The organism is Thermomonas mangrovi (assembly GCF_028201335.1).
Taxonomy (GTDB): Bacteria; Pseudomonadota; Gammaproteobacteria; order Xanthomonadales; family Xanthomonadaceae; genus Thermomonas; species Thermomonas mangrovi.
In genome coordinates this window covers 1-26,878 of sequence record NZ_JAPEVV010000008.1, presented here as the reverse complement: position 1 = coordinate 26,878, position 26,878 = coordinate 1, and the positions used below count along the sequence as shown (strand labels likewise).

The following is a 26,878-nucleotide window of genomic DNA, read 5'->3' as shown; positions in this document are numbered from 1 at the left end:
GGTCGAACAGGACCTTCGCAGTGACCCGCAAGCAGCCCCCGGTGGCGGCCGGGTGCGGACTACGCCAGGGCAAGTTCCAGCAGGTAGAAGCGGTTGCAGCCGCCGTGACCGGTGGCGCCCATCGATGAGGCGATGCGACGGAAGCCGCTGCGTTCGTACAGCCGCATCGCCGCGTCCATGCCGGTCAGGGTTTCCAGGTAGCACTGGCGGAAGCCGAAGGCGCGCGCGGCGTCCAGGCAGCGCGCCATCATCGCCGTCCCGGCACCGAGCCCGCGCGCCTCGGGCAGGAAATACATCTTGCGCAATTCGCAGGTGCCGGCATCGCCGCCGGCCAGCGGCGCGACGCCGGCGCCGCCGAGCACGCGGCCATCGCGCACCAGCACGAAGTACCCATGCCGCGGCGCCGCATAGGCGCGGCTCATCCAGTCCACCTCGGGATCGTTGATCGCAAAGCCGTCGCCGCAGGCGCCGAACTCCGGCATGACCGTGCGGATCACCGTCGCCATCGCCACATCGTCCTCCGCCGTGATCGGGCGCAGCGCACATCCGGCGGGCAGGGTCATGCCTGCTCCTGCTGTGCGGCCACGCGCTTGGCGAACTGCCCGGGCAGCAGGCCCGGCGCGAACAGGAACCCCTGTCCGATGCGGACGCCAAGGCGCAGCAGGAAGTCCCGTTGCGCCTCGGTCTCGACGCCCTCGGCGACGATGCCCAGGCCCAGGCTGTTGGCGATGCCGGCTACTGCCTGGCAGATCGCCACGTCCGACGGCTTGCGCGGGACGCCGGCGAGGAAGGACTGGCTGAGCTTCAGCGAGTGGATCGGCAGCCGGCGCAGGTAGTTGAGCGCGCTGTAGCCCTCGCCGAAGTCGTCGATCGACAGCTGGACGCCCAGCTTGCGCAGCTGGTCGAAGACATGCAGCGTATCGGCGGTGTCGTCGACCAGCACGCGTTCGGTCAGCTCGAGCTCCAGCGCCGAGCCGGGCAGTCCGGCCTCGGCCAGGGCCAGGCGCACACTCTCGCCCAGATTGTCGCCGGTGAACTGGCGGTAGGACACGTTGATGGCGACGCGATGGATCGGCAGCGACTGCTCGCGCCAGCGGCGCATCTGGTCGCATGCTTCGCGCAACACCCAGTTGCCGATGCGGATGATGTCCCCGGTGGTTTCGGCCAGCTCGATGAAGCGGTCGGGTCGCATTTCCCCCAGCTGGGGGTTGTGCCAGCGCACCAGCGCCTCGGCGTAGAGGATGCGCCCGGAACGCAGGTCCACTTGCGGCTGGTAGACCAGGTGGAACTCGCGGTTGTCCAGCGCCCGGCGCAGTTGGGTCTCGGTCTGCAGGCGCTCGTTCTGGCGCGCGGCGAGCTCCGGCGAGAACGCCTGCCAGCCGTTGCGGTGCCGGCGCTTGCTGTCGTACATCGCCAGGTCCGCGCTCTGGATCAGCTGTTGCGACGCCGTGCCATCGGTGGGCGCCTGGGCGATGCCGATGCTGGTGGTGACGTTGAACTCGTCGCCGTCCAGCCGGAAGGGCGGGTCGAAGGCTTCCTGGATCCGCCGCGCCAGCCGCTTCGGACGCTCGCCATCGTCCGCCGTCGGGCAGACCACCACGAATTCGTCGCCGCCGAAGCGCGCGACCAGGCCTTCGCTGCCGACCGCCTCGCGCATCCGCTGGGCCGCCGCGACCAGCAATTGGTCGCCGGCGCCGTGGCCGAGCACGTCATTCACGATCTTGAAGCGGTCGAGGTCGATGTAGAGCAGGGCGACGCGGTGTTTCGCGGGGTCGGCGAGCCGCGCGTCGAGCTGGGCGAGGATCGCGTCGCGGTTCATCAGGCCGGTCAGCGCATCGGTCTGCGCCTGCACCCGCAGCGTCTCTTCCGCGCGCTTGCGGTCGGTGATGTCCTGCAGGGTGCCGGTGAGCACGTCGGCGGCATGGCCCTCGGATTCGGACTCGCCGATCAGGCGGATCCAGAACGGCGCGCCATCGGCTTGCGCGCCCTGCAGTTCAAGTTCGAAGCCGGTGCCGCTGTCGACTTCGGACAGCAGGTTCCGCACGCGTTGGCGGTCGCCCTCGCGCAGGCAGGCCAGGAAGCCGGCGATGTCTTCCGGCGGCGAACTCGCGCCGAGGATGCGCACCGCTTCCTCGGTCAGGTAGAACTCGTCGGTGCCGCGGTCCCACTGCCAGCCGCCGATGCGCGCCAGCGCCTGCGCGCGATCGAACCAGGCGCCGTCGCGCTTGAGCTCGGTGACGTCGCTGAACAGCGACAGGATCTGCCCGGGGCGGTCGCTGCCCGGTGCGTACTGCGGCACCGCCGTGACCGCCAGCCACAGCAGTTGGCGGCGCATCAGGTGGTACAGGCCGATCACCGTGCTTTCGACGATGCGGCCGCCGCGCAGCGCGCGCACGGTGGGGAAGTCGTCGTAGGCCATCTCGTGGCCGCTCTCGTGCAGCACCTTCCAGCGGCCGTTGCCCATCGCCTCCGCCAGCGACTCGCCCGAGCGCAGGCCGAGGATGCGCATCGCCGCCGGGTTGCCGTACACGAAGCGGCCCTGCGCGTCCTGGATGATGATGCCCTTGTCGATCGACTCCATCAGCTCGCGGTAGCGGACTTCCGCTTCCTGCCGCTTGCTGAGGTCGCGCGCCACCGCGACGATCGCGTCGCGCCCGTCGTAGGCGAGGTTCGCCGAATGCACCTCGACCGGGAAGCGGGTCCCGTCCGCTCGCATGTTGGTGACTTCGATGACGTAGGTGCCGCCCCGGTCCAGGGTCTCCAGCACCGGCGCCAGGTGGTCGCGCGGCAGGTCCGGGTTGAGCACCTCGATCGGCTTGCCGACGATGTCCTCGCGCGGGCGGTTGTAGGCCTGCATGCCCGCGCGGTTCAGGTCCAGCACGGTGCCGTCGCGGGCGATGATGCTGACCGGGTCGGGCACCGCGTCGAACAGCGCGCGGTACTTGTCGTGCTCGGCGGCGATCGCCTCGCGCGCCTGCAGCAGCGCGGCGCGCACGTCGTCCATCATCCCGAGGCAATGCTGCGGGAATTCGGGATCGCAGCTGGCCTGCTCGAGCGCCGCCAGGGTCTGGTCGATCCGCTGGATCGTCCCGCTCCCCGAGGGCGCCTCGGTGCTCATGCGGCGAGCGCCCGCCCGACCTTGCTGCCGGTCTCGCGGCCCAGCAGGCCGGCAAGCCAGCGCCCGGTCTCGGCCAGCAGGGGCAGGTCCACCCCGGTGCGGATGCCCAGCCCGTGCAGCATGTACACCACGTCCTCGCTGGCGACGTTGCCGCTGGCGCCCTTCGCGTACGGGCAGCCGCCGGCACCCGAGACCGCGCTGTCGACGACAGCCACGCCGTCCTCGAGGCAGGCCAGCACGTTGGCGAGGGCCTGTCCGTAGGTGTCGTGGAAATGGATGGCGAGCGCCGCCATCGGCACCTCGCTGGCGACCGCCTGCAGCATCGCGCGCGCCTTCGCCGGCGTGCCCACGCCGATGGTGTCGCCCAGCGAGATCTCGTAGCAGCCCATCGCGTGCAGCGAACGCGCGACCCGGACCACGTCGGCCAGCGGTACCTCGCCCTGGTAGGGGCAGCCGAGCACGGTCGAGACGTAGCCGCGCACCCGCACGCCATCGGCGCGGGCACGCTCCAGCACCGGAGCGAAGCGTTCCAGCGACTGCGCGATGCTGGCGTTGGTATTGCGCAGGTTGAAGGCCTCCGACGCAGCGGTGAACACCGCCACCTCGTCGGCACCGGCGTCGCGCGCGCGTGCGTAGCCCTGTTCGTTCGGCACCAGCACCGGATAGGCGATGCCCGCCATGCGCTGGATGCCGGCCAGCACCTCGGTGGCGTCGGCCATCTGCGGCACCCACTTCGGGCTGACGAAGGCGGTGGCTTCGATGCTGCGCAGGCCGGTCCGCGAGAGTCGGTCGACCAGTTCGACCTTGGCCGCGGTGCCGATGTCCACGCGCTCGTTCTGCAGGCCGTCGCGCGGGCCCACTTCGACGATGCGCACCTCGGCCGGCATCGCCATGCTCAGGGCTCCAGCGCGGCCAGGATGGCGTCGGCCTCGACGAACTCGCCGACCGCCACGCGCACCTCGGCGACCACGCCGTCGCGCGGGGCCTTGAGCGCCAGTTCCATCTTCATCGCCTCGATCACCAGCACCACGTCTCCGCCCTGGACCGCGTCGCCGGCGGCGGCCTGCACCAGCACCACCCGGCCCGGCATCGGCGCGCGCAGCCGATGTTCCGCCGCGCCGCCTTCCGCATCCCCGCGACGATACACCGGCTCCGACGCGAGGCGCAGCCGCGCGTTGCCGTCGTGGACCAGCACCGTGTCGCCATCGACGCGCGCGGCGAAGCGCTGCATCGCACCGTCGATGCGGGCGCTGAGCACGCCGTCCCGCCAGCGTGCCCCGGCGATCGCGTGCGAGGCATCGTCGAGGTCCAGCCGGTAGTCGCCGCCATGCCCATGCGCGACCAGCTCGATCCGCCGGCCCGCGTGCGCGAACGCCAGCCGCCGCGCACCCGCGTGGCCCAGCCGCCAGCCGTCCGCGGACGCCCACGGCGAGGTCGGGTCGTCGCTGCCGCGGGCGCGCTCGCTTGCATCGGCTTCGGCCGCCAGCAGTGCGACGGTTGCCGCGGCCAGCAGCAGCGAGGCCTGCGCCTGCGCGGGGGCGAGGAATTCGTCGAGGTGGCGGTCCAGGTAGCCGGTGTCGATGCTGCCGCCGGTGACCGCGGGATGCCGCACCAGCCGCTCGAGGAAGCCGATGTTCGACTTCGGCCCGTCGATCTCGCAGTCGGCCAGCGCCTCGCGCAGGCGGGCGAGCGCGCGCGGACGGTCCTCGTCCCACACGATCAGCTTGGCGATCATCGGGTCGTAGAAGATCGTCACCGTGTCGCCCTCGACCACGCCGGCGTCCACGCGGACATGCCGCGACGGCGCGGGCAGGCGCAGCGTCCCGAGCGTGCCGGAGCCGGGCAGGAAGCCGGCATCCGGGTCTTCGGCGTACAGCCGCACCTCGATCGCGTGGCCGCGCTGCACTACCTCGTCCTGCGCCAGCGGCAAGGGCTCGCCGGCGGCGATCCGCAGCTGCCACTCGACCAGGTCCAGCCCGGTGACTTCCTCGGTGACCGGATGCTCGACCTGCAGCCGGGTGTTGATCTCCATGAAGTAGAAGCCGCCGTCCTGGCCCACGATGAATTCCACCGTGCCGGCATTGGCGTAGTCGATCGCGTGCGCGGCCTGCACCGCCGCCGCACCCATCGCCGCGCGCAGCGCCGGGGTGAGGAAGGGCGAGGGCGATTCCTCCAGCACCTTCTGGTAGCGGCGCTGCGCCGAGCATTCGCGTTCACCGAGGTGGATCGCGCGGCCGTGCGCGTCGCCGAACACCTGGATCTCGATGTGGCGGGGATGCTCGATGTAGCGCTCCAGCAGCACGCGGTCGCGGCCGAAGGCGTTGGCGGCCTCGCGCTGGCAGCTCTGCAGGTTGGCGGCGAACTCGCCGGCGCTGCGCACGATGCGCATGCCCTTGCCGCCGCCGCCGTGCGCGGCCTTGATCATCAGCGGGTAGCCGATGCGGTCGGCCTCGCGCTGGAGCACATCCGGCGACTGGTCCTCGCCGGTGTAACCGGGCACCACGGGCACCCCGGCCGCGGCCATCAGGTCCTTGGCGCCGGCCTTGCTGCCCATCTTGCGCATCGAGGCGCCCGACGGCCCGACGAAGGCGATCCCGGCGGCCAGCACCGCGTCTGCGAAGTCGGCGTTCTCGGACAGGAAGCCGTAGCCCGGATGGATCGCCTGCGCGCCGGTGCGCGTCGCCACCTCGAGGATCGCGTCGCCGCGCAGGTAGCTGTCCTGCGGGCGCGGGCCGCCGATGCAATGCGCCTCGTCGGCCAGGCGCACGTGCTGCGCGTCGGCATCGGCCTCGGAGAACACGGCGATGGTGCGGATGCCGAGGCGGCGGGCGGTGCGGATCACCCGGCAGGCGATCTCGCCGCGGTTGGCGATGAGCAGGGTGTCGAACATCAGGCGTCGGCTCTCATTCGGCGATCCACGCGGGCTTGCGCTTGTCGAGGAAGGCGGACAGGCCTTCCTGCCCCTCGGGCGAGACCCGCAGGCGGGCGATCAGGGCGGCGTTGTCGGCATCGTGGCGGGCGCCGTCGGCATGGGCGACGACATCGCGGACCAGCGTCTTCGCGCTGGCGCTTGCGACCGGCCCGGCCTTCAGCAACAGGTCGACCTGGCGCTGCACCGCGGCGTCGAGCTGGTCGGGCGCGACGACCTGGTGCAGCAGGCCGATGCGCAGGGCTTCGGCGGCATCGAACAGCTCGGCGGTGGCGAAGTAGCGGCGGGCGTTGCGCGCGCCGATCGCGGCGATGACGTAGGGCGAGATCACCGCGGGCAGCAGCCCGAGCTTCGATTCGGTCAGGCCGAAGGTCGCGGCCGGCACGCCGATGGCGATGTCGCAGCAGGCGACCAGGCCCACGCCGCCGCCGAACGCCGCCCCTTGGACGCGGGCGATGGTCGGCTTGGGCAGCGTATCCAGGGTGCGCATCAGGCGGGCGAGGGCGAGGCTGTCCTCGCGGTTGTCGGCTTCGCTGGCGGCGGCCATCCCGCGCATCCAGTTCAGGTCGGCGCCGGCGGAGAACGAGGCACCCTCCGCCTCCAGCACCAGTACGCGCACCCCGGGATCGGCCGCGATCGCCTGCAGCGCCGCGGTGAGGTCGGCGATCAGGCCGGCGTCGAAGGCGTTGTGCACGGCGGGGCGGGTGAGGCGCAGGCGCGCCACCGCGCCTTCGAGCCTCGTTTCCAGGGACGGCGGCATGGCGGGATCCGGTCGGCGGGCCTCGCATGATAGCGGGCGGGCGAGGGGCGGTTGGCTTGCGCTCGGTCAATGCAGCGGGCCCGCGCGATGATAGAATGAGAACAATTCCCATTTGTCGTGCGCCCACCGTGACCGGCATGACCCTCGTGCAACTCCCGCGCCGAACCCCGGCCTTGGTCGACGCGGTGCTCGACCAGACGCCCAACGACGGCATCGCGCAGCGCCTGCGCGAACTCGGCTTCGTCGCGGGCGAACAGGTCGAAGTGGTGGCGGCCGGGCCGGTGGGCGCGGAACCGCTGCTGGTGCAGATCGGCTTCACCCGCTTCGCCCTGCGCCGCGCCGAGGCCGCGCGCGTCCGCCTGCGCGCGCCGGCAGGGGCTGCATGAACGCGGCCTCCGAGCTCGCGCGGGTCGCCCTGGTCGGCAATCCCAATTGCGGCAAGACCGCGCTGTTCAACCTGCTGACCGGCAGCCGGCAGAAAGTCGCGAACTACGCCGGCGTGACCGTCGAGCGCAAGGAAGGGCGCCTGCGCACGCCCGGCGGCAGGCCGGTGGCGGTGCTCGACCTGCCGGGCGCCTACAGCCTCAACGCGGCCAGCCTCGACGAGGCGGTGACCCGCGACCTGATCCGCGGCTTCTACCCGGGCGAACCGGCGCCGGACCTGCTGGTCTGCGTGGTCGATGCCACCAACCTGCGCCTGCACCTGCGCTTCGTGCTCGAGGTGCGCGGGCTGGGTCGCCCGATGGTGGTCGCGCTCAACATGATGGATGCCGCCCGCCGCCGCGGCATCGAGATCGATGTCGACACGCTTGCCCGCGAGCTCGGCGTGCCGGTGGTGGAAACCGTGGCGGTCCGTCGCGACGGCGCGCGCGACCTGCTGGCGCAGCTCGATGCGATCGGCGATGCCGCCCAGCAACCGCGCCAGGCGTTGCCCGGCACCGGCGACCCCGGTGTCGACCCGGGCGCCGCGCTGCATGCAGAAACCCGACGCCTGCTCGCGTTGGCGGTGGCGATGCCGCGCCGTACCGCGGCGGTCGACGACGCGCTGGATCGCTGGCTGCTGCACCCGGTGTTCGGCCTGCTGGCGCTGGCCCTGGTGATGTTCCTGGTGTTCCAGGCGGTGTACGCCTGGGCGACGCCGCTGATGGACGCGATCGAGGCGGCCACGGGCTGGCTCGGCGCCACCGTCGGCGCGACCCTGCCCGAGGGCCCGTTGCGCGGCTTGCTGGTGGATGGCGTGATCGCCGGGCTCGGCGGGGTGGTGGTGTTCCTGCCGCAGATCCTGATCCTGTTCGCCTTCATCCTCGCGCTGGAGGAATCCGGCTACCTGCCGCGCGCCGCCTTCCTGCTCGATCGCGGCATGGCCGCCGCGGGGCTGTCCGGCCGCAGCTTCATCCCGCTGCTGTCGAGCTTCGCCTGCGCGGTGCCGGGGATCATGTCCACGCGCTCCATCCAGGATCCGCGCGATCGCCTCGCCACCATCCTGGTCGCGCCGCTGATGACCTGTTCGGCGCGCCTGCCGGTGTACGCGCTGCTGATCGGGGCGTTCATCCCGCAGCGCGCGGTGGGCTGGTTCAACCTGCAGGGGCTCGTGCTGTTCTCCCTGTACGTTGCGGCGATCCTCAGCGCGCTGGCCGTCGCGTGGGTGATGAAGCGCTGGCGCCGCGACCGCGGCGAGCATCCGCTGCTGCTGGAGCTGCCGTCGTACCGCCTGCCGCACCTGCGCGACGTCGCCATCGGCCTGTGGGAGCGCGCGCTGATCTTCCTCAAGCGGGTGGGCGGCATCATCCTTGCCCTGACCATCCTGTTGTGGGTGCTGCTCAACGTGCCGGCCGGGGTCGGCATCGAGGACACCCTCGCGGGCCGCATCGGCCGCGCGCTGGCGGTGCTGTTCGAGCCACTCGGCTTCGACTGGCGGATCAGCATCGCGCTGATCCCGACCATGGCCGCGCGCGAGGTGATGGTGTCCTCGCTGGCTACCGTCTACGCGGTGGCGGCCGCCAACGACGACGCGGCCAGCGACGTGCTGCGCGGGATGATCGCGCAGGATTGGTCGGTCGCGACCGGGATCGCGCTGCTGGCGTGGTTCATCTACGCGCCGCAGTGCATCTCCACGCTGGCCACGATCCGCCGCGAGACCCATTCGTGGAAGCAGACCGCGTTCGCGACCGGCTATCTGTTCGGCCTGGCCTACCTGGTGGCGTTCGTCGCCTACCGCATCGCGCTGGCGATGGGCCTGGGATGAGCGCCGGGCTGCTGCTGCAGTACGCGGTGGTCGCGCTCGCGGCCACGGCAAGCGTGCTGGTGGTCCTGCACAAGCGTTTCCCGGGCACCACGCGCCGCCTGCGGGTGGCGCTGGCGTTGCCGTTGCTGCGTGCGGGACGGCCGGGTTGGATGCGCGCGCTCGGTCGTTGGCTGGCGCCGGCACCGACGACGACCGGCAAGGACTGCGGCGGTTGCGACAGCTGCGGCTGAGCGCCGTCCCTCAATGCCTAAGGCGCCGCTTGCTGCCAGGTGGCGCGCGCGTGGCTTCGACGCTCACCTCGAAACTGCGTGCCTCGCCCGGGAACACCGCACCGACGGCCGCGACATGCCGACCGATTTCCTCGCCGCGTTCATTGCGGACCACCACGACCAGGGTGTACTCGAACGCGCCTTCCTCCTGCGCCCCCACCGTGCCTTCCACACGCAAAGGCACGAAGCGCTGCGCGGCGTCCACGGCCGGCGCATCGAAGCGCAGGTGGCCGCGGCACGCCGGGCATACCGCCGCGCTTTCGAGGATCGTCGACTTGCAGTGCGGGCAGGTGCGGGTGGCACCCGTCTCGCCCGGGCGCATGGCGCTCATGCGGCGGCGCCGGTCTCCGGCTTGGCCGCGGCCTTGGCCTCCTTGTCCCAGCCGCATTCGACGTGGCCGCGGATGCGCGAGCCGGCGGCGACGGTCAGCGAACCGGCCTTGAGGTCGCCGTTGATCACGCCGCTCTGCTGCAGTTCGACCTGCTGCGCGGAGGCGATGTTGCCTTCGAGTTCGCCGGCCAGGGTGACTTTGTGCGCGATCACGCCGCCGGACACCTTCGCCCCCTGTTCGATGGTGAGGTTGCCCTGCACCTTGACGTCGCCCTTGAACTTGCCGGCGATGCGGACGTGGCCGCTGCCTTCGATCTTGCCCTCGATCTGCAGGTCGGCGGCGATCACCGATTCGCGGGCGGCGCTGTCGACCGCACGCACCGGCGACTGGGCGTGGACAGGATCGGCGGCGGGCGGTGGTGCATCGAAGCGCACGGGTTCGGCGGGCTTCGGGGGTTGGACCGGATCTTTCCAGATGGCCATGGACGTGGGTTCCTTGGGGTGAAGAACACCCGAGGCTAGCACCGTCGTGTGCGAAATTCCCGCATGAATGCGTCTCGCGGCCCGTGCCCGGCGCCGACCGCGAAGCGCGTCACATCCTGAACACGCCGAAGCGCGTGCGGTCCTCGATCGGTGCGTTGAGCGATGCCGACAGCCCCAGCCCGAGCACGCGACGGGTGTCGGCCGGGTCGATGATGCCGTCGTCCCACAGTCGTGCGGTGGCGTAGTAGGGATTGCCCTGGTCCTCGTACTGCTGGCGGATCGGCGCCTTGAACGCGTCTTCCTCGTCGGGCGTCCACGCGCCGCCGCGCGCCTCGATGCCGTCGCGCTTCACCGTGGCCAGCACGCTGGCCGCCTGCTCGCCGCCCATCACGCTGATGCGCGCGTTCGGCCACATCCACAGGAAGCGGGCGCCGTAGGCGCGGCCGCACATGGCGTAGTTGCCTGCGCCGAAGCTGCCGCCGATCACCACGGTGAACTTGGGCACATGGCTGCACGCCACCGCGGTCACCATCTTGGCGCCGTCCCTGGCGATGCCGGCCTGCTCGTACTTCTTGCCGACCATGAAGCCGGTGATGTTCTGCAGGAACACCAGCGGGATGCCGCGCTGGTTGCACAGCTCGATGAAGTGCGCGCCCTTCAGCGCGCTCTCGGCGAACAGGATGCCGTTGTTGGCGACGATGCCGACCGGGTAGCCATGCAGGTGGGCGAAGCCGGTGACCAGGGTCTTGCCGTAGCGCGCCTTGAATTCCTGCAGCTCGCTGCCGTCGGCGATGCGCGCGATCACCTCGCGGATGTCGAACGGGCGGCGCGCATCCTTCGGCACGATGCCGTAGAGCTCCTCGGCCGGGAACAGCGGCTCGCGCGCGGGTTGCGTGGCCACCGGCACGACCTTCTTGCGGTTGAGCGAACCGACGATGCCACGCGCGATCTCCAGCGCGTGGCGGTCGTCCTCGGCGAAGTGGTCGGCCACGCCGGAGATGCTGGTGTGGACGTCGGCACCGCCCAGCGTCTCGGCGTCCACCACTTCGCCGGTGGCGGCCTTCACCAGCGGCGGGCCGCCGAGGAAGATCGTGCCCTGTTCCTTGACGATCACCGACTCGTCGCACATCGCCGGCACGTAGGCGCCGCCGGCGGTGCAGCTGCCCATCACCACGGCGACCTGCGGGATGTTCTCGGCGGAGAGCCGCGCCTGGTTGTAGAAGATCCGGCCGAAGTGCTCCTTGTCCGGGAACACCTCGTCCTGCAGCGGCAGGAAGGCGCCGCCAGAATCGACCAGGTAGACGCAGGGCAGGCGGTTCTCGCGCGCCACTTCCTGCGCGCGCAGGTGCTTCTTTACCGTCATCGGGAAGTAGGTGCCGCCCTTGACGGTGGCGTCGTTGGCGACGATCACGACTTCCTGGCCCATCACCCGGCCGATGCCGCAGACCATGCCGGCGGCCGGCGCGGCGTCGTCGTACATGCCCTCGGCGGCCAGCGGCGCAATCTCCAGGAACGGCGAGCCGGGATCGAGCAGGGCATCGATGCGTTCGCGCGGCAGCAGCTTGCCGCGCTCGACGTGCTTGGCGCGGGCTTTCTCGCCGCCGCCGTCGGCCGCACGGGCCAGCCGCCGGTCGAGCTCGGCAACGAGTTCGCGGTGGAAGGCTGCGTTGTCGAGGAAGTCCTGCGAGCGCGGGTCGAGTTGCGTGGTCAGCGCGGGCATGCGGCGGGCCTGGCGATGGCAAACCGCAAGGATACCCGCTGCGGCTGGCAGCGCTGCGCGCGTGGCGTGGCGCAAAAAAGAAAGGCCCGCCGAAGCGGGCCTTCCCGGTGCATCGCGAGCCGGAATTACTTCTTGGCTTCGGCGGCAGCGGCGTCGGCCTTGTCGGCGACGTTCTGCGCAGCATCGGCGGTCGCCTGGGCGGCGTCGGCGGTCGCCTCGGCAGCGGCGCTGGCAGCGGCGTCGGTGGCCTGCTCGACGTTGGCGGCGGTTTCGGCAACGGCTTCGCCGGTGGCGGCGGCAGCGGCTTCGGCGCCCTGCTGGGCGGCGTCGCCCGCGGCAGCGGCGGCGTCGGCGGCAGCGGCACCGGCCTGGTCGGCGGCGGTGGCGGCTTCGGCGGCTTCGTTCTGGGCAGCAGCGGTTTCGTTCTTGCAGGCCGACAGAGCGAGGACGCCAGCGGCGAGGAGCACGTAGAGCTTGGTGTTCATGGGTCTCTCCTGAGGAGTTGTCTGAAATGACGCGTGGTTGGATCAGGCAACGCCAGTGCGCTTAGCGATCCGGCACGGGCCGGCGGGTCGTTCACTGACTGCGTACTGCGTGGACAGCGGTTTACAACGAGCCCCGTGGAGGGGACATGAAAAAGCCGTCGGCGTACCGACGGCTCCTTCAATCTTACAGCAATCCTGAAGGGCGCGTGGCCCCGGTCGGATTACTTCTTCTCGGTCGCAGCTTCGGCGGCGTCCTTGGCAGCGTCGGCAGCCTGGCCGGCAGCGTCGGCAGCGTTCTCGGCGGCGTCGGCAGCGGCGTCCGCACCGGTCGCGGCAGCAGCGTCGGCCGAGGTGGCAGCGGCGTCAGCAGCGGTGGCGGCGGTGTCGGCGGCAGCCTGGGCGGCGTCGGCAGCGGCGGTGTCGCCGGCAGCAGCAGCCTGGTCGGCAGCGGCCTGGGCGTCAGCGGAAGCGGCGGTCGCGTCAGCGGCGGCGTCGGCAGCCTGCTCCTTGTTGCTGCAAGCGGTCAGGGCCAGGCCCAGCGCCATCGCCAGCAGGATCTTGTTGATCGACATGATACGGATTCCTCGTCGTGTGGTTTTTAAGAACGCGCAAGTGCGCGCCGGTAACATGATGACAAGCCCTTGTCGCGTGTCAAGCGGTTGTTGGGCTTTTTTCCAATTTAGCTGAATAGGTTCACGCAAGTTCCAGGGCGATGGCGGTGGCTTCGCCGCCGCCGATGCACAGCGAGGCGACCCCGCGCCGGCCGCCGCGGGCCTTGAGCGCATTCAGCAAAGTAACGATCAGGCGCGCCCCGGAGGCGCCAATCGGATGGCCCAGGGCCAAAGCGCCGCCGTGGACGTTCAGCTTGTCGGCGGGGATGCCGAGGTCGGTCATCGGCGCCATGGCGACGCAGGCGAAGGCCTCGTTCACCTCGAACAGATCGACGTCGGCGACGGTCCAGCCGGCCTTGTCGAGGACGTTGCGGATCGCCGCGACCGGGGCGGTGGTGAACCATTCCGGGGCCTGCGCGTGGCCTGCGTGGGCGACGATGCGGGCGATCGGGGTCGCGCCGGCGGCGGCCGCAGCCTCGGCGGTGGTCACCACCAGTGCGGCGGCGCCGTCCGAGATCTTGGACGAGGAGGCCGCGGTCAGCACGCCTTCCTTGCCGAACGCCGGGCGCAGCTCGGGGATACGCGAGACATCGATCTTGCCGGGTTCCTCGTCCTTGTCGACGACGACCTCGCCCTTGCGGGTCTTGACGGTCACCGGGGCAATCTCGGCGGCGAAGGCGCCATCGGCCTGCGCGGCCTGGGCACGGCGGGCGCTTTCGGCGGAGAACGCATCCACCGCCGCGCGGTCGTAGCCGTACTTGGCGCAGGCGGCATCGCCGAACACGCCCATCGCCTTGCCGTCGTAGGGGTTGGTCAGGCCGTCATACGACATGTGGTCGAGGAACTCGGCGCTGCCGTAGCGGATGCCGGTGCGCGAGCCGTTGAGCAAGTGCGGGGCATTGGTCATCGACTCCATGCCGCCGGCCACCACGACCGTCGCCGAGCCGGCCTTGACCAGGTCATGGGCCAGCATCACCGCCTTCATGCCGGAGCCGCAGACCTTGTTGATGGTGGTGCAGCCCGCGGCATCGGGGATGCCGGCACCGCGCGAGGCCTGGCGGGCGGGCGCCTGGCCGAGGCCGGCCGGGAGCACGCAGCCCATGATGACCTCGTCGACCTGCTCGGCGGCCAGCCCAGATTCCGCCAGCGCAGCGGAGATCGCGGCGCTGCCGAGGGTCGGGGTGGGAACGCCGGTGAACTGGCCGAGGAAGGAACCGATGGCGGTGCGCTTGGCACCGACGATGACGATCTCGCTCATGGGGGCTCCGTGCAGCGTGCGATGGGCCCCGGCGGATCCGGCGCCCGATGGCCCGATTATGGCGCGAATCCGGGCCGTCTGCTGCGCTGCGGCAAACCCCGCCGATTCAGGTTTCCGGCGTTGCCAAGAGGGCAGCGGCGACATACAACGGTGCCTCGCGGCAGGGCGGGCCAAGGGGGTCGCGCCGCCGCTGGCCAGGGAAGCCCTCCACATGACGACGCACTTTTTCCACCGCCGCCCGGTCCTGACCGCGCTCCTGCCCACCGCCATTGCCTTGGCGCTTGCCGCATGCGGTGGCGGCGGGGGAGGCGGCAACGTGCGGCCGACGCCGCCTCCGGTCACCCCCAGCGGCCCGGGCTTCACCCCGACGGTGGCCACCGACACCACCCTGTCCCAAGTCAATCCGCCCTCGATACCGACCCAGGGTGCCGCGGTCAGCTGGAGCGCGGCCAACCTCAATCGCCACCTGTCGCTGACCAACGCCGGTGGGGCACTGGGTGCGGGCTTGAAGGGACAGGGTGTGACCATCGGCTTCGTCGATTCGGGGGTGAATCGCAGCCATCCCACCCTCAGCGGTCGGGTGACGCGCAACTTCATCCATGTCTCGTCGCCCCCCAACGACACCAGCGTCGACGACAAGGTGGGCCACGGCACCACCGTTGCATCCCTCGCAGCCGGTGCGCCGGCTGTGGGCGTCTACAACGCTGGCGGCAGCGATCTGTGGGGCGGCGGCATCGCGCAGGCGGCCACCGTAGTCTCCTCCCGCATCATCAGCGATGCGCCGCCGGTGGATGACGGGTCCGGCGAGGGCAACGAGATCCGCGCCGGCGAGGGCTACGGCGAGTTCTTCGCGGCGATCAACGGCGAGCTGGCCGATGCCGGGGCCAAGGTCATCAACAATTCCTGGGGCGGGCTGTACTGGAACGATCCACTGTTGAGCGTCGAACTAGCGGATGCCTGGAAGCAGTTCGTGGTCGGGCGGGGCGGCATCGTGGTATTCGCTAACGGCAACAGCGGCGACGACCCTCGCTACGCAGGCAATCCCTCCGACAACGCCGCGCTGCCTTCGATCGCCAACGATCCCGTCCTCGAGCGGGGCTGGCTCACCGTCGGCGCGCTGGATCCCGCGAATCCGACCCGACTCACCAGCTACTCGCAGCAATGCGGCATCGCAATGAACTATTGCCTGGTCGCACCCGGCAATGTCGTGTTCATCGATCCCGACGCGACCACCCAGGCCAACAGCATCCTCTATCAGGGCGGTGGCACCTCGTACGCTGCGCCATTGGTCTCGGGTGCAGCGGCGGTGGTGTGGTCCGCCTTCCCCTACCTCAGCAATGACCAGGTGCGCCAATTGATCCTGGGCGGCGCCAAGGACCTCGGCGCGCCCGGCGTGGACGCCGTCTTCGGCTGGGGCCTGCTGGACGTGACCAAGGCCGCGAACGGGCCGAGCAACTTCGCCTGGGGCGACTTCAGCGTGTCCTTCACCGGCAACTCGGTGTGGCGCAACCCGATCATCGGCAGCGGCGGCCTGGTCAAGGCCGGTAGCGGCATCCTGACCCTGGCCGAGGCGGCCAGCTTCACCGGCGCGACGCGGGTCGATGCGGGCGGCCTCGACATCCGCAAGGGCCTCAAGTCCGACCTCACCGTCGCCAGCGGCGCCACGGTATGGGCCAGCGGCGCCTTCGGCGGCAATGTCGACAACCGCGGCGCGTTCTTCAACGGGGCCAGCACGCCGGCCACGATCGCCGGCAACTTCATCCAGTCGTCCACCGGCAACCTCGGCGTATGGCTGGGCAGCACACTGAAGGTCACCGGAACCGCCACCGTCGGCGGGCAGATGTCGATCCTCGGCGTGCGCAGCGGGTACACCACCGCGTCGAAGGAAACCCTGCTCAACGCGACCGGCAGCGTGAGCGGCACTTTTGCGTCGCTCAAGGCCGCACCGAACGTGTTCCTCGACGCGACCCTCGGCTACGACCCCAACAACGTCTTCCTCAACATCAACCGCATCGACGTGAGCAAGGCGGTGGCCGGGATGGGCCTGTCGCTGTCGACGCAGGCCTCTGCGCAGCGGGTGGAGTCGGCGATGCAGGCGATCGACCGCCAGCTGGCCGGCGCCTTGCCGGTCACCGTCGGCGCCCGCTTCCTCGATGCCGCCGGTGCCTTGCAGCAGGCGTCCAGCATCGAGAACGCGGACTGGTCGCTGCGCAGCCTGTCCGGCGGCCTGCATGCCGCGTCCACCGCGATGACCCTGGATGCGATCGATGCCGGGCGCCGCGCGCTCAACGGCCGCATCGACGGCCTGTCGCGCAGCCGCGATGCAGCCGGTGGCTGGTATCGCGACCTGACCCGCAGCGGCACGCTGGCGCAGGCCGGCTTCGACGGGATCGGCACCGAAAGCAGCGGCGAGCTGGTCGGCAACGACTGGCGGGTGGGCCGCGACGCGGTGGTCGGCATCGCGATGAACAAGCAGTTCCAGTCCAGCTGGCTCTCCGCGTTCGGCGACCGCAGCCGCGGCATGCAGCGCGAACTGCAGCTGTACGCCGCGGCCTGGCAGGGCGACTGGTACGGGCAGGCGCAGCTGACCACCGGCAGCTTCGACCGGCAATTGCAGCGCAACCTGTTGCTCGGCGCGCTGCGCGACGCGGTCGCCACCGAGGTCTCCGGCCGCTACGACAGCGCCTTCGTCGAGGCCGGGCGTCGCTTCGACGTCGCCGGCGCCAGCCTGGTGCCCTATGTCGGCACCCAGTTCGTGCAGGTCCGCAACGACGGCTTCGCCGAGCAGGGCCAGACCGGCTTCGGCCTGCGCGCCCAGGCTTGGGATAGCCAGCGCTGGCAGGGCTTCGCCGGCCTGCGCGCCAGCCGCGGCTGGCGGGTCGGCGGCCTGCTGCTTGCGGCGGATGCGCGCGCCGAATGGCAGCAGACCCTCGCCGCGCGCGGCGAGCTGTTCGAGGCGAGCTTCACCGGGCTGGAGCAGTGGTCGCCGCTGCAGGGCATCGGCCTGGCCCAAGACAGCCGCCTGCTCGGGGTGGGGCTGTCGGCGATGCCGTCGGCGCACACGGTGTTCCGTTTCGACCTCAGCCGTCGCCAGAGCGACGTCGGCAGCAGCACCATGGCCGCGCTGCAGGCGCAGTTCCGGTTCTGAGCCAGGCCGGTACGCGGGCGCTTGGCCCGCATGCGACAACGCCGCCCTCGGGCGGCGTTGTCGTTCCTGGCCCCGCGACGCGGTTCAGCTGTTGCCGTTGAACAGCTCGCGGCCGATCAGCATGCGCCGGATCTCGTTGGTGCCGGCGCCGATCGCGTAGAGCTTGGCGTCGCGCAGCAGGCGGCCGGTCGGGTATTCGTTGATGTAGCCGTTGCCGCCGAGCGACTGGATCGCCTCCAGCGCCACCTGCACCGCGGCTTCGGAGGCATGCAGCAGGCACGATGCCGCGTCGATGCGGCTCTTGTGGCCGGCGTCGTAGTCGCGCGCCACCTGGTAGGCGAACGCGCGCGCGGACTGCAGCGCGGTGTACATGTCGGCGACCTTGGCCTGCATGATCCCGAAGGTGCCGATCGGCTCGTCGAACTGCCGGCGTTCGCGCACGTAGGGCAGGGTGATGTCCATCGCCGCCTGCATGATGCCGAGCGGGCCGCCGGTGAGCACCAGCCGCTCGGTGTTGAGGCCGGACATCAGCACCTTGACGCCGTTGTTGACCTCGCCGAGCACGTTCTCCGGCGGGATCTCGCAGTCCTCGAACACCAGCTCGCAGGTGTTGCTGCCGCGCATGCCCAGCTTGTCCAGCTTCTGCGCGGTGGAGAAGCCGCGCATGCCGCGTTCGACCAGGAAGGCGGTCATGCACTTGCTGCCCGCCTCCTTGCCGGCGGTGCGCATGTAGACGATGAGGACGTCGGCCTCGGGGCCGTTGGTGATCCACATCTTGTTGCCGTTGGCGATCCACTTGCCGTCGCGGAGCTCGGCGCGGCAGCTCATCGAGCCGACCACGTCGGAGCCCGCGCCGGGCTCGCTCATCGCCAGCGCGCCCTTCCACTCGCCGCTGCACAGCTTCGGCAGGTACTTCGCGCGCTGCGCGGCGTTGCCGTTGGCGTACAGGTTGGAGACGCAGAGGTTGGAATGCGCGCCGTAGCTGAGGCCGATCGACCCCGAGGCGCGGCTGATCTCCTCCATCGCCACCAGGTGCGCGAGGAAACCCATCTCGCTGCCGCCGTACTCGCCGGGCACGGTCATGCCCAGCAGGCCCATCTCGCCGAGCTTCGGCCACAGCTCCTGCGGGAACCAGTTGGCTTCGTCGACCTCGGCCGCGCGCGGCGCGATCTCGGCTTCGGCGAAGCGGCGAACCGCGTCGCGCAGCGCATCGAGGTCTTCGCCGAGGGGGAATGGACGCATGGGGGCCTCTGGGAATCGGGGGCCCGCACGCACGGGCCGAAGGTTGCAATTGTAACCAGCCGCCATCGCCCACCGCCCCCACGCAACGAAAACGCCCGGCAAGCCGGGCGTGACAGTCGGATGTTCCAGTACGAAGGGTTGCCCAGCCCCCTTGAGTCAAGGGGGGCGCCGCGACAGCGGCGGGGGTTGTGGGGGTCCTGCGCACGGGGCCCGCGCTTTGCACCGCAAAGCGTGGGTGATCCACTGCGCAGCAGTGGATCAATGCCCGCGGATCCGCCCCTGGAAGCGCGGCGTGCCGCGGCCCATCGGCAGCTTGAGCTTGCCGATCTTCTCGATGCGCTCCTCGGCCAGGCGGTCGGCCGCCATGTAGGTCGGGATGCCGTCGCGGTCGGCGATCTCGTAGATGCGGCCGAGGTTGTGGTAGATCGTGCGCATCATCCGCATCGCGCGCTCGCGGTTGTAGCCGTCGATCTCCAGCGACACGTTCATCACGCCGCCCGCGTTCACCGCGTAGTCCGGCGCATACAGGATGCCGCGCTTGGCCACTTCGTCGCCGATCGCGTTGTTGGCCAGCTGGTTGTTGGCGGCGCCGCAGATGACCTTGGCCTTGAGGCGCGGCAGGGTCTGCTCGTTGACGGTGCCGCCCAGCGCGCACGGCGAGTACACGTCGGCGGGGACGTCGTAGATCTCGTCCAGGCCCACCGCCTCTGCGCCGTACTCGTCGACCGCCTTCGCCACCAGCTTCTGGTTGATGTCGGTCACGAAGATCCTGGCGCCGCGCTCCTTCAGCAGCTTCACGAACTCCATGCCGACGTGGCCCAGGCCCTGCACCGCGTAGGAATACTTGCCGACTTCCTCGTCGCCGAACTTCTTGCTGAGGGTGGCCATCAGCCCCTGCAGGGTGCCGTAGGCGGTGAACGGCGAGGGATCGCCGGAGCCGCCGTGCACCTGGTGCACGCCGGTGACGAACTCGGTTTCGCGGTACACGTATTCCATGTCGTTGACGTCGATGCCGACGTCCTCGGCGGTGATGTAGCGGCCGCCCAGCGACTCCACGAAGTGGCCGAAGGCGCGGAACAGCGCCTCGGACTTGTCGCTGGCTGGGTCGCCGATGATCACCGCCTTGCCGCCGCCCAGGTTCAGGCCGGCGACCGCGTTCTTGTAGGTCATGCCGCGGCTCAGCCGCAGCACGTCGTTGAGGGCTTCCGCCTCGCTCTTGTACGGCCACATGCGGGTGCCGCCGAGGGCAGGACCCAGCACGGTGTTGTGGATGGCGATGATCGCCTTCAGGCCTGCGTCCTTGTTGTGGCAGAACACGACCTGCTCGTGGCCGTAGGTGTCCAGGGTCTCGAAGATCATTGCGGAAGCTCCAGCGAAGACAGCCGCGGTGGGCGGCGTGGTTCGCGGTTGGTGGGGTGGATGCGACAGTGCCCGGCCCCGGCCGGGGCGCGCATTCTAGTCCATCCCCCGTCGGGGTCCTGAATACGCCCGGGTACGGCGCTTCAGCCCTTCGGCGGCGTCGGCGCCTTGAAGCCGGCGCAGGGATCCGGGCGCTCGGTGGCCGGGATGCGCTCGACCGCGTCGAACGCGGCGGCGTCGGAGGCCGGCTCGAGGAAGCCCACGGCGCGTGGGGCCAGGCCGTCGCGGCGCAGCCAGTACGGCACCGCGATGTCCTTGCGCACGTGGCCGTTGCCGGCGATCAGCACCACCCCGCGCTGCGCATGCGCCTGCATGGTCAGCGCCATCACCACGTCGCGGGCGATTTGCGCCCTCGCCATCGGCGCCACCATCGGTTCCGGCAGCGCACCGCAATGGCTGTCGCGGACTTCGGTCTCCTGCGGCCCCATCACGTCGGCGGGAAGCACGTCCAGTCCGTAGCGGGCGATGACGTCCGCCGGCAGCGAGGCCGCGAACCCGTCCTTGACCACCTTCGATGCATCGGTCCGCGACAGGTTGGCGGCCAGCAGCGGCAGCTTGTACTCCAGCGCCAGCGCGATCACCGGCTTGTAGAAGTGCCAGGTCCAGCTGGACTTGCCGGTCACCACCTTGTCGACCACGCAGTCGGCGGTCGCGCAGTCGCGCATCGCCGCGTCCAGCAGCGGCTGCTGGCCGGTGTCGAACTGCTCCATCGCGATGGCGGGGCGCCAGCCGGCTTCCACTTCCTTGCGCAGCAGCGCGGCACGCGCGGCATGGCCGGCGGCGCTGTCGTGGACCTCGCCGAGCAGCAACACGCGCGGCGCGGACGCCGTGGCCACGGCCGACGCGGGCGTCGTCGCGGCATGCTGGCAGGCGGACAGGGCGAGGGCGAGCGGGAGGCAGGCGAACAGGGCGCGAGGCGGCATGGGCAGTGTCATCGGGAGCGGTCCGGGCATGGTAAGGCCGCGCGCTACAATCCCGTATCACCTGAAACCATGTGGACGCGACCCATGAGCACCCCGGCCGCCAACCTCACCGCGCCGCAGGCGGAGACCACCCCGCTGCGCTTCGTCACCGCCGCCAGCCTGTTCGATGGCCACGACGCCGCGATCAACATCATGCGCCGGCTGATCCAGGCGCAGGGCGCGGAGGTCATCCACCTGGGCCACAACCGCAGCGTCGAGGACGTGGTCCGCGCCGCGCTGCAGGAAGACGCCGACGGCATCGCGCTGTCGTCCTACCAGGGCGGGCACGTCGAGTACCTGAAGTACATGGTCGACATGCTCAAGGAGCGCAACGCCTCGCACATCCGCGTGTTCGCGGGCGGTGGCGGCACCATCACCCCGGAGGAGATCCGCGAGCTGGAGGCCTACGGCGTCGAGCGCATCTACCACCCCAACGACGGCATGCACATGGGGCTGGTGGCGATGATCGAGGACGTGGTGCGCCGCGCCGCCGCCGCGCGCCAGCAAGCGAAAGGGGGTCAGGTTCACTTTTCGACCCCGCTCAAAAGTGAACCTGACCCCCTTTCGAACGAGATCGAGATCGGCCGCATGCTCTCGGCGATCGAGGAGTCCGCGCTCGACGAGCCGGAACTCGCCCACCTGCGCAAGCAATGGCAGCTGGCCGGCGGCAAGACCCCGGTCGTCGGCATCACCGGCACCGGCGGCGCCGGCAAGTCGTCGGTGACCGACGAGCTGCTCAACCGCTTCCTGTCCAGTTTCCCGGACATGCACATTGCGGTGATCAGCGTCGATCCCACCCGTCGCCGCACCGGTGGCGCGCTGCTCGGCGACCGCATCCGCATGAATTCGCTGCGCTCCAAGCGCGTGTTCATGCGCTCCATGGCCACCCGCCGCCAGCACATGGCGACCAACGTGGTGCTGAAGGACTGCATCGCCTTCCTCAAGTCGCTGGGCTACGACCTGGTCATCGTCGAGACCGCCGGCATCGGCCAGAGCGACTCGGAGATCGTCGACCTGGTCGATTTCCCGATGTACGTGATGACCAGCGACTTCGGCGCGCCCAGCCAGCTCGAGAAGATCGACATGCTGGACTACGCCGAGCTGGTGGTGCTCAACAAGTTCGACAAGCGCGGCGCCGAGGACGCCCTGCGCGACGTGCGCAAGCAGTGGAAGCGCAACCGCGTCGCCTTCCAGACCCCGGACGAGGACGTCCCGGTCTATCCCACCATCGCCAGCCAGTTCAACGACCCCGGCATCAGCTGGATGTTCGTGAACCTCGTTCGCCTGCTGAAGGAGAAATGGGCCGAGAAAGGGGGTCAGGTTCACTTTTCAGGTACTGATGGTGGGAGTGGTGAGGGCAATGGTTCGAAAAGTGAACCTGACCCCCTTTCCGTTTCCCTCAAGGAGCCCCGCGCCACCGTCCTCATCCCCGGCAACCGCGTCCGCTACCTGGCGGAGATCGCCGAGCAGGGCCGCGGCATCAATGCCCGCATCGAATCGCAGGCCGAAATCGCCGACCGCGCGCAGTCGCTGTGGGAGGCGCTGAAGGAACTCGGCGACGCCGCGCTGCCGAAGGCGCTGGATCTCTACAGCGCTGACGCGCTGCTACCCCTCTCCCCAACCCCTCTCCCGCAAGGGGAGAGGGGCTTTAACCCCACCTCTCCCCTCGCGGGAGAGGTCGACGCGCGCAGCGCGGCGGGAGAGGGGGCGGCGGTCGACCGCACGCTCCTCACCCTCCGCCAGCGCTACAACGACGCCCTCCAGTCGCTGGATGCCGAAGCGCTGAAGCTGCTGCGCGAGTGGCCCGCCCGCCTGAAGTCGATCACCGAGCCGGTCAACGAGTACCAGGTCCGCGACAAGACCATCCGCGTCGAGAACTACCGCGAGTCGCTGAGCCACCAGCAGATCCCGAAGATCGCCGCGCCCACCTACAAGAGCTGGGGCGAGCTGCTGGTGTTCCTGCAGAAGGAGAACCTGCCGGGCGCCTACCCGTACACCGGCGGCGTGTACCCGTACCGGCGCACCGGCGAGGACCCGATCCGCATGTTCGCGGGCGAGGGCACCCCGGAGCGCACCAACCGCCGCTTCCACTACCTCTCGCTCGGCCAACCCGCCGCGCGCCTGTCCACCGCCTTCGATAGCGTGACGCTGTACGGCGAGGACCCGGCGCCGCGCCCGGACATCTACGGCAAGATCGGCAATTCCGGCGTCAACGTGCCCACGCTGGACGACATGAAGAAGCTGTACTCCGGCTTCGACCTGTGCGCGCCCACCACCAGCGTGTCGATGACCATCAACGGCCCCGCGCCGATCATCCTGGCGATGTTCATGAACACCGCCATCGACCAGCAAGTGGAGAAGTACCTGCGCGCCGACCAGTCGCGCTGGGATGCCGCCCACGACACCATCGAAAAGCTGTTCGCAGGCCGCAAGCGCCCGGAATACGAAGGCCCGCTGCCCGACGGCAACGACGGCCTGGGCCTCGGCCTGCTGGGCGTGACCGGCGACCAGGTGGTCGATGCCGAGACCTACGTCCGGATCAAGGCCGAGACCCTGCGCACCGTGCGCGGCACCGTGCAGGCGGACATCCTCAAGGAAGACCAGGCGCAGAACACCTGCATCTTCAGCACCGAGTTCGCCCTGCGCATGATGGGCGACATCCAGCAGTACTTCGTGGACCACGCGGTCCGCAACTTCTACTCGGTCAGCATCTCCGGCTACCACATCGCCGAGGCCGGGGCGAACCCGATCAGCCAGCTCGCCTTCACCCTGAGCAACGGCTTCACCATCGTCGAGTACTACCTGGCGCGCGGGATGAAGATCGACGACTTCGCGCCCAACCTGTCGTTCTTCTTCAGCAACGGCATGGACCCGGAGTACACCGTGATCGGCCGCGTGGCCCGCCGCATCTGGGCCCGCGCCATGCGCGAGCGCTACGGCGCCAGCCCGCGCAGCCAGATGATGAAGTACCACATCCAGACCAGCGGCCGCTCCCTGCACGCGCAGGAGATCCAGTTCAACGACATCCGCACCACGCTGCAGGCCCTGTACGCGCTGTTCGACAACTGCAACAGCCTGCACACCAACGCCTACGACGAGGCCATCACCACCCCCACCGAGGAATCGGTGCGGCGCGCGGTGGCCATCCAGATGATCATCAACAAGGAGCTGGGGCTGAACTTCTGCGAGAACCCGTGGCAGGGCAGCTTCATCGTGGACAAGCTCACCGACATCGTGGAAGAGGCGGTGTACAAGGAGTTCGAGGCGATCAGCGAGCGCGGCGGCGTGCTCGGCGCGATGGACACCATGTACCAGCGCGGCAAGATCCAGGAAGAAAGCCTGTACTACGAGCACAAGAAGCACGACGGCAGCCTGCCGCTGGTCGGCGTCAACACCTTCCTGCCGAAGGAGCACGGCGGCGACATCGTCACCGAGATCGAGCTGATCCGCTCCACGGAAGCGGAGAAGGGGCAGCAGATTGCGAACGTGGCCGCGTTCCAGGCGAACCGGAACGCCGTACTTCTCCCTCTCCCCTCCGTGGGAGAGGGTGGCCGCAGGCCGGGAGAGGGGGCGCCGCGCAGCGGCGAGGGGTTGCGTTCACTGCAGGCGACGGCGCGGGAAAGGCGGAATGTGTTCGCGAGTCTGATGGAGGCGGTGAAGACGCATAGCCTCGGGCAGATCAGCCATGCGTTGTACGATGTGGGTGGGGAGTATCGGCGGAATATGTGAGTTCGCTGTGTCTTTGACGACAAAGGGGTTTGAATGAAAAGTGAGGTGATCGGGCGCTTTAGAGACGCTCAGAACAGCTTGGTAGTTCAAGCATCCGATTTGTCCCTAGCGTCAATCACCGAAATGGTGTTTGCGCAAGCAATTGACCTCAACCCACACTATCAACGGCGCGAACGCTGGGGTCCCGAGAAGCAATCACTTCTCATCGAGTCGTTCTTGCTCAACGTTCCGGTGCCTCCTCTATATCTTGCAGAGGAGGACTACGGCCATTACTCGGTAATCGATGGCAAACAGCGGATAACTGCAGTTCACGATTTTGTGAGCGGACGCCTAAAGCTTAGAGGCCTTGAGCGCTTCCCAGAAATTAATGGCGCATCGTTCGCTGATTTGCCATTCGAGCTACAAAACACGCTAAAAGTAAGGCCGTTTCTTCGCGTTGTAACTCTTTTGCGTCAATCCGATCCGACCTTGAAGTACGAGGTCTTTCTGCGCCTAAACACGGGTGGCGATCGCCTCCTTCCACAGGAGGTGCGCAATGTTGCTTACTCCGGACCCTTCAATGACTTGCTAATACGCTTGGCCGAGAATGAGTTCCTTCGAGAAAAACTGAAGATCGAGGGTGCGAAATCGCCCGCCTTCATGGCCATGGCTGATGTCGAGCATGTGTTGCGATTTTTAACGACTCTGAATTGGTGGCGAAACATGGGTGGATCGCTGGCCACCCAGATGGATGAATTTATGAGGGCCAATCGAAACATCAGTCCTGGCGAGGCTGAGGCGTTCGAAGAAGCATTCACGACAGCAATTCAGTCTTGCGAAAGCATATGGGGCACTCATGCATTTGAAAGACCGCTTGGCGCGAATACCTGGCGAAATCAAATGATTTCACCTTTGTATGACGCGCAAATGGTCTCGGTTTCTGTGTTGAACGACCAAGAGCGAGCAATTGCCGTTCAACGCCGCGATCAAATTCTTGAGGGGACGCGGGAATTATTCGCGAATGAGGACTTCGCAAAGTCGGTAACTAGAGCTACGAATAATGCCGGTTCCATAAGATTTCGCGTATCGGCATTTATCGAGTTCTTATCCGAAGTTGTTCGATAAACCATGTCTCGCGCGAGGCAGGATTTCCTGCAGAGATTCGCAACGTTTGAGCAGACTCTGGGCGAAGCGACCGTTCAAGATGGCGCGTTGCACGAGACGGATCGTAATGCGAAGGCAAGACTTCTCAGGAATGGTTTGGCAGTCGCTTCCTTCGCATTCCTTGAAGATTTCATTCGGCAGCGATCTGGGGAGGTTCTTGCCAATATTGCAGCTAGCGGTGTTCCTTTTTCGGTTTTGCCGGACAAGGTGAGAAGTGCCACGACTTTTGGCCTTCTTCGTTCGCTAGAAAGTCGCATGAAATTTGAACCAGACGATGCTGCCAAAATTTCCTTTGTGCAGAACCACGCGGGATTTGTGGCCAGCACGACAACGATGCCGTTTCAGTTGTCTGAACTGTCTTTTGGATACAAAAGTTCTAACATCTCGGAGGATGAGGTAGCGGACATTCTCCGTGCGTTTCGTGTGCAAGGCCCATGGCAGGCGGTTGGTTTTCTTGCCAGTAGGGTTGGTTTAGGAAGCTTGGTTCTCATGGAGGCTTTCAAGAATGCGGCAAAGCGTCGACACATGGCCGCGCATGTTGCTGGCGCGACTACTCCGCTGAATGATCTTGAAAACTACGTTCGTGAAGCAAAGGCAATCGCGTTCGGATTCGATGTGCTTCTGTCCGCGCCTGCGCTTCAAATTCGACGGCGAGACGTATCCTATTTGGGAGGTGGCGTCCTTGATCCAGCGAAGATTCCGATCCACTTGCTGTATCAGGAGCGCGGGCGGTTTAAGGAGCGCGTTTTCGGGTCTGGGCGCGCTAGGGCAACAGCTCCCGATGTAGCGGGTATCGAGGTCGTTGCGTATCCGAGGGCTATCGCTTCGGGCGCGGCCATTGCGTATTTGAATCCCTCGGGACAGCTTGAAAAGTGGGACTTCCCGGCGTTGTAAACAGAAAACAGGGCTCACCATTTCGCCGCCGTGGTCAATAGGCACGAAGAAAGATCTCCCGCATCCGGGCTGAAGGCATCGCCTTGACCTGTCCACCGGCTTCCGCAGTGTTTCTGATGCGAGGCGGGTCACC

General features: G+C 68.6%; 21 protein-coding genes. 7 read left to right on the top strand and 14 right to left on the bottom strand.

The annotated features are described in order from the left end of the window. Window positions 1-59: 59 nt before the first annotated feature. The 5 genes from ON759_RS11865 to ON759_RS11845 are packed head-to-tail and all read right to left on the bottom strand — an operon-like array spanning window position 60 to window position 6,807. The gene (locus ON759_RS11865; protein WP_271680603.1) at window positions 60-563 is read right to left on the bottom strand and encodes a GNAT family N-acetyltransferase; all 504 of its coding nucleotides are present in this window, start codon (window positions 561-563) and stop codon (window positions 60-62) included. After that, complete coding sequence (locus ON759_RS11860; RefSeq protein WP_271680602.1) at window positions 560-3,118, bottom strand: sensor domain-containing protein; 2,559 nt, start codon at window positions 3,116-3,118, stop codon at window positions 560-562. The genes ON759_RS11865 and ON759_RS11860 overlap by 4 nt, the downstream gene beginning before the upstream one ends. Then, window positions 3,115-4,005 (bottom strand): hydroxymethylglutaryl-CoA lyase, encoded by an 891-nt coding sequence (locus tag ON759_RS11855; protein ID WP_271680719.1) that lies wholly within the window; start codon window positions 4,003-4,005, stop codon window positions 3,115-3,117. Before ON759_RS11855 ends, ON759_RS11860 begins: the two co-directional genes overlap by 4 nt. Window positions 4,006-4,013: 8 nt before the next feature. After that, a complete protein-coding gene (locus ON759_RS11850; protein WP_271680601.1) occupies window positions 4,014-6,008 on the bottom strand; it encodes an acetyl/propionyl/methylcrotonyl-CoA carboxylase subunit alpha in 1,995 nt (664 codons plus the stop codon). Between the two features lie 13 nt (window positions 6,009-6,021). Continuing rightward, on the bottom strand, window positions 6,022-6,807 hold the full coding sequence (locus ON759_RS11845; protein ID WP_271680600.1) for an enoyl-CoA hydratase-related protein: 786 nt from the start codon (window positions 6,805-6,807) through the stop codon (window positions 6,022-6,024). Between the two features lie 137 nt (window positions 6,808-6,944). On the opposite strand from ON759_RS11845, the gene ON759_RS11840 reads away from it, so the two are divergent. Genes ON759_RS11840 through ON759_RS11830 form a run of 3 tightly spaced genes read left to right on the top strand, consistent with a single transcriptional unit; the run spans window position 6,945 to window position 9,282 of the window. Beyond that, entirely contained in the window at window positions 6,945-7,193 is a 249-nt protein-coding gene (locus tag ON759_RS11840; protein WP_271680599.1) for a FeoA family protein, read from the top strand. Beyond that, a complete protein-coding gene (gene feoB, locus ON759_RS11835; RefSeq protein ID WP_271680598.1) occupies window positions 7,190-9,052 on the top strand; it encodes a ferrous iron transporter B in 1,863 nt (620 codons plus the stop codon). The genes ON759_RS11840 and feoB overlap by 4 nt, the downstream gene beginning before the upstream one ends. Then, window positions 9,049-9,282, top strand: coding sequence for a DUF6587 family protein (locus tag ON759_RS11830; RefSeq protein WP_271680597.1), 234 nt, complete (start codon window positions 9,049-9,051; stop codon window positions 9,280-9,282). Before feoB ends, ON759_RS11830 begins: the two co-directional genes overlap by 4 nt. Before the next feature lie 10 nt (window positions 9,283-9,292). Here ON759_RS11830 and ON759_RS11825 read toward each other — a convergent pair whose 3' ends face one another. From ON759_RS11825 to ON759_RS11800, 6 genes are all read right to left on the bottom strand, one after another. Next, a complete protein-coding gene (locus ON759_RS11825) occupies window positions 9,293-9,652 on the bottom strand; it encodes a hypothetical protein (protein ID WP_271680596.1) in 360 nt (119 codons plus the stop codon). Then, window positions 9,649-10,134 carry a bactofilin family protein gene (locus ON759_RS11820; RefSeq protein ID WP_345780551.1) on the bottom strand — a complete coding sequence of 162 codons (486 nt, stop codon included), beginning with the start codon at window positions 10,132-10,134 and terminating at the stop codon, window positions 9,649-9,651. The genes ON759_RS11825 and ON759_RS11820 overlap by 4 nt, the downstream gene beginning before the upstream one ends. A 109-nt stretch (window positions 10,135-10,243) precedes the next feature. Beyond that, window positions 10,244-11,854, bottom strand: a complete 1,611-nt coding sequence (locus ON759_RS11815; RefSeq protein WP_271680595.1) for a carboxyl transferase domain-containing protein — start codon at window positions 11,852-11,854, stop codon at window positions 10,244-10,246. A 125-nt stretch (window positions 11,855-11,979) separates the two neighbouring features. Then, complete coding sequence (locus tag ON759_RS11810; RefSeq protein ID WP_271680594.1) at window positions 11,980-12,339, bottom strand: hypothetical protein; 360 nt, start codon at window positions 12,337-12,339, stop codon at window positions 11,980-11,982. A gap of 221 nt (window positions 12,340-12,560) precedes the next feature. Next, on the bottom strand, window positions 12,561-12,911 hold the full coding sequence (locus ON759_RS11805) for a hypothetical protein (RefSeq protein ID WP_271680593.1): 351 nt from the start codon (window positions 12,909-12,911) through the stop codon (window positions 12,561-12,563). A gap of 121 nt (window positions 12,912-13,032) precedes the next feature. Next, window positions 13,033-14,208: an acetyl-CoA C-acyltransferase gene (locus ON759_RS11800; protein WP_271680592.1), complete on the bottom strand. Its 1,176-nt coding sequence runs from the start codon at window positions 14,206-14,208 to the stop codon at window positions 13,033-13,035. A 211-nt stretch (window positions 14,209-14,419) separates the two neighbouring features. Here ON759_RS11800 and ON759_RS11795 point away from each other — a divergent pair, with 211 nt between their 5' ends. Further along, window positions 14,420-17,356 (top strand): S8 family serine peptidase, encoded by a 2,937-nt coding sequence (locus ON759_RS11795; protein WP_271680591.1) that lies wholly within the window; start codon window positions 14,420-14,422, stop codon window positions 17,354-17,356. Between the two features lie 84 nt (window positions 17,357-17,440). Here ON759_RS11795 and ON759_RS11790 read toward each other — a convergent pair whose 3' ends face one another. The 3 genes from ON759_RS11790 to ON759_RS11780 all read right to left on the bottom strand — a co-directional run bounded on the left by ON759_RS11790 (window position 17,441) and on the right by ON759_RS11780 (window position 20,940). Further along, the gene (locus ON759_RS11790; protein ID WP_271680590.1) at window positions 17,441-18,598 is read right to left on the bottom strand and encodes an isovaleryl-CoA dehydrogenase; all 1,158 of its coding nucleotides are present in this window, start codon (window positions 18,596-18,598) and stop codon (window positions 17,441-17,443) included. A gap of 258 nt (window positions 18,599-18,856) precedes the next feature. Next, window positions 18,857-19,957: a Glu/Leu/Phe/Val dehydrogenase dimerization domain-containing protein gene (locus ON759_RS11785; protein WP_271680589.1), complete on the bottom strand. Its 1,101-nt coding sequence runs from the start codon at window positions 19,955-19,957 to the stop codon at window positions 18,857-18,859. A 143-nt stretch (window positions 19,958-20,100) separates the two neighbouring features. Then, a complete protein-coding gene (locus ON759_RS11780) occupies window positions 20,101-20,940 on the bottom strand; it encodes a ChaN family lipoprotein (RefSeq protein ID WP_271680588.1) in 840 nt (279 codons plus the stop codon). A gap of 84 nt (window positions 20,941-21,024) precedes the next feature. Here ON759_RS11780 and ON759_RS11775 point away from each other — a divergent pair, with 84 nt between their 5' ends. The 3 genes from ON759_RS11775 to ON759_RS11765 are packed head-to-tail and all read left to right on the top strand — an operon-like array spanning window position 21,025 to window position 26,745. Then, window positions 21,025-24,708 carry a methylmalonyl-CoA mutase family protein gene (locus ON759_RS11775; RefSeq protein WP_271680587.1) on the top strand — a complete coding sequence of 1,228 codons (3,684 nt, stop codon included), beginning with the start codon at window positions 21,025-21,027 and terminating at the stop codon, window positions 24,706-24,708. A gap of 33 nt (window positions 24,709-24,741) precedes the next feature. Further along, entirely contained in the window at window positions 24,742-25,812 is a 1,071-nt protein-coding gene (locus ON759_RS11770) for a DUF262 domain-containing protein (protein ID WP_271680586.1), read from the top strand. Between the two features lie 3 nt (window positions 25,813-25,815). Next, window positions 25,816-26,745, top strand: a complete 930-nt coding sequence (locus ON759_RS11765; protein ID WP_271680585.1) for a hypothetical protein — start codon at window positions 25,816-25,818, stop codon at window positions 26,743-26,745. Window positions 26,746-26,878 lie beyond the last annotated feature (133 nt).

Coding starts and splice junctions, on each gene's coding strand:
- ON759_RS11865 (WP_271680603.1), bottom strand. CDS start 563: ATGACCCTGCCCGCCGGATGTGCGCTGCGCCCGATCACGGCGGAGGAC.
- ON759_RS11860 (WP_271680602.1), bottom strand. CDS start 3,118: ATGAGCACCGAGGCGCCCTCGGGGAGCGGGACGATCCAGCGGATCGAC.
- ON759_RS11855 (WP_271680719.1), bottom strand. CDS start 4,005: ATGCCGGCCGAGGTGCGCATCGTCGAAGTGGGCCCGCGCGACGGCCTG.
- ON759_RS11850 (WP_271680601.1), bottom strand. CDS start 6,008: ATGTTCGACACCCTGCTCATCGCCAACCGCGGCGAGATCGCCTGCCGG.
- ON759_RS11845 (WP_271680600.1), bottom strand. CDS start 6,807: ATGCCGCCGTCCCTGGAAACGAGGCTCGAAGGCGCGGTGGCGCGCCTG.
- ON759_RS11840 (WP_271680599.1), top strand. CDS start 6,945: ATGACCCTCGTGCAACTCCCGCGCCGAACCCCGGCCTTGGTCGACGCG.
- feoB (WP_271680598.1), top strand. CDS start 7,190: ATGAACGCGGCCTCCGAGCTCGCGCGGGTCGCCCTGGTCGGCAATCCC.
- ON759_RS11830 (WP_271680597.1), top strand. CDS start 9,049: ATGAGCGCCGGGCTGCTGCTGCAGTACGCGGTGGTCGCGCTCGCGGCC.
- ON759_RS11825 (WP_271680596.1), bottom strand. CDS start 9,652: ATGAGCGCCATGCGCCCGGGCGAGACGGGTGCCACCCGCACCTGCCCG.
- ON759_RS11820 (WP_345780551.1), bottom strand. CDS start 10,134: ATGGCCATCTGGAAAGATCCGGTCCAACCCCCGAAGCCCGCCGAACCC.
- ON759_RS11815 (WP_271680595.1), bottom strand. CDS start 11,854: ATGCCCGCGCTGACCACGCAACTCGACCCGCGCTCGCAGGACTTCCTC.
- ON759_RS11810 (WP_271680594.1), bottom strand. CDS start 12,339: ATGAACACCAAGCTCTACGTGCTCCTCGCCGCTGGCGTCCTCGCTCTG.
- ON759_RS11805 (WP_271680593.1), bottom strand. CDS start 12,911: ATGTCGATCAACAAGATCCTGCTGGCGATGGCGCTGGGCCTGGCCCTG.
- ON759_RS11800 (WP_271680592.1), bottom strand. CDS start 14,208: ATGAGCGAGATCGTCATCGTCGGTGCCAAGCGCACCGCCATCGGTTCC.
- ON759_RS11795 (WP_271680591.1), top strand. CDS start 14,420: ATGACGACGCACTTTTTCCACCGCCGCCCGGTCCTGACCGCGCTCCTG.
- ON759_RS11790 (WP_271680590.1), bottom strand. CDS start 18,598: ATGCGTCCATTCCCCCTCGGCGAAGACCTCGATGCGCTGCGCGACGCG.
- ON759_RS11785 (WP_271680589.1), bottom strand. CDS start 19,957: ATGATCTTCGAGACCCTGGACACCTACGGCCACGAGCAGGTCGTGTTC.
- ON759_RS11780 (WP_271680588.1), bottom strand. CDS start 20,940: ATGCCGCCTCGCGCCCTGTTCGCCTGCCTCCCGCTCGCCCTCGCCCTG.
- ON759_RS11775 (WP_271680587.1), top strand. CDS start 21,025: ATGAGCACCCCGGCCGCCAACCTCACCGCGCCGCAGGCGGAGACCACC.
- ON759_RS11770 (WP_271680586.1), top strand. CDS start 24,742: ATGAAAAGTGAGGTGATCGGGCGCTTTAGAGACGCTCAGAACAGCTTG.
- ON759_RS11765 (WP_271680585.1), top strand. CDS start 25,816: ATGTCTCGCGCGAGGCAGGATTTCCTGCAGAGATTCGCAACGTTTGAG.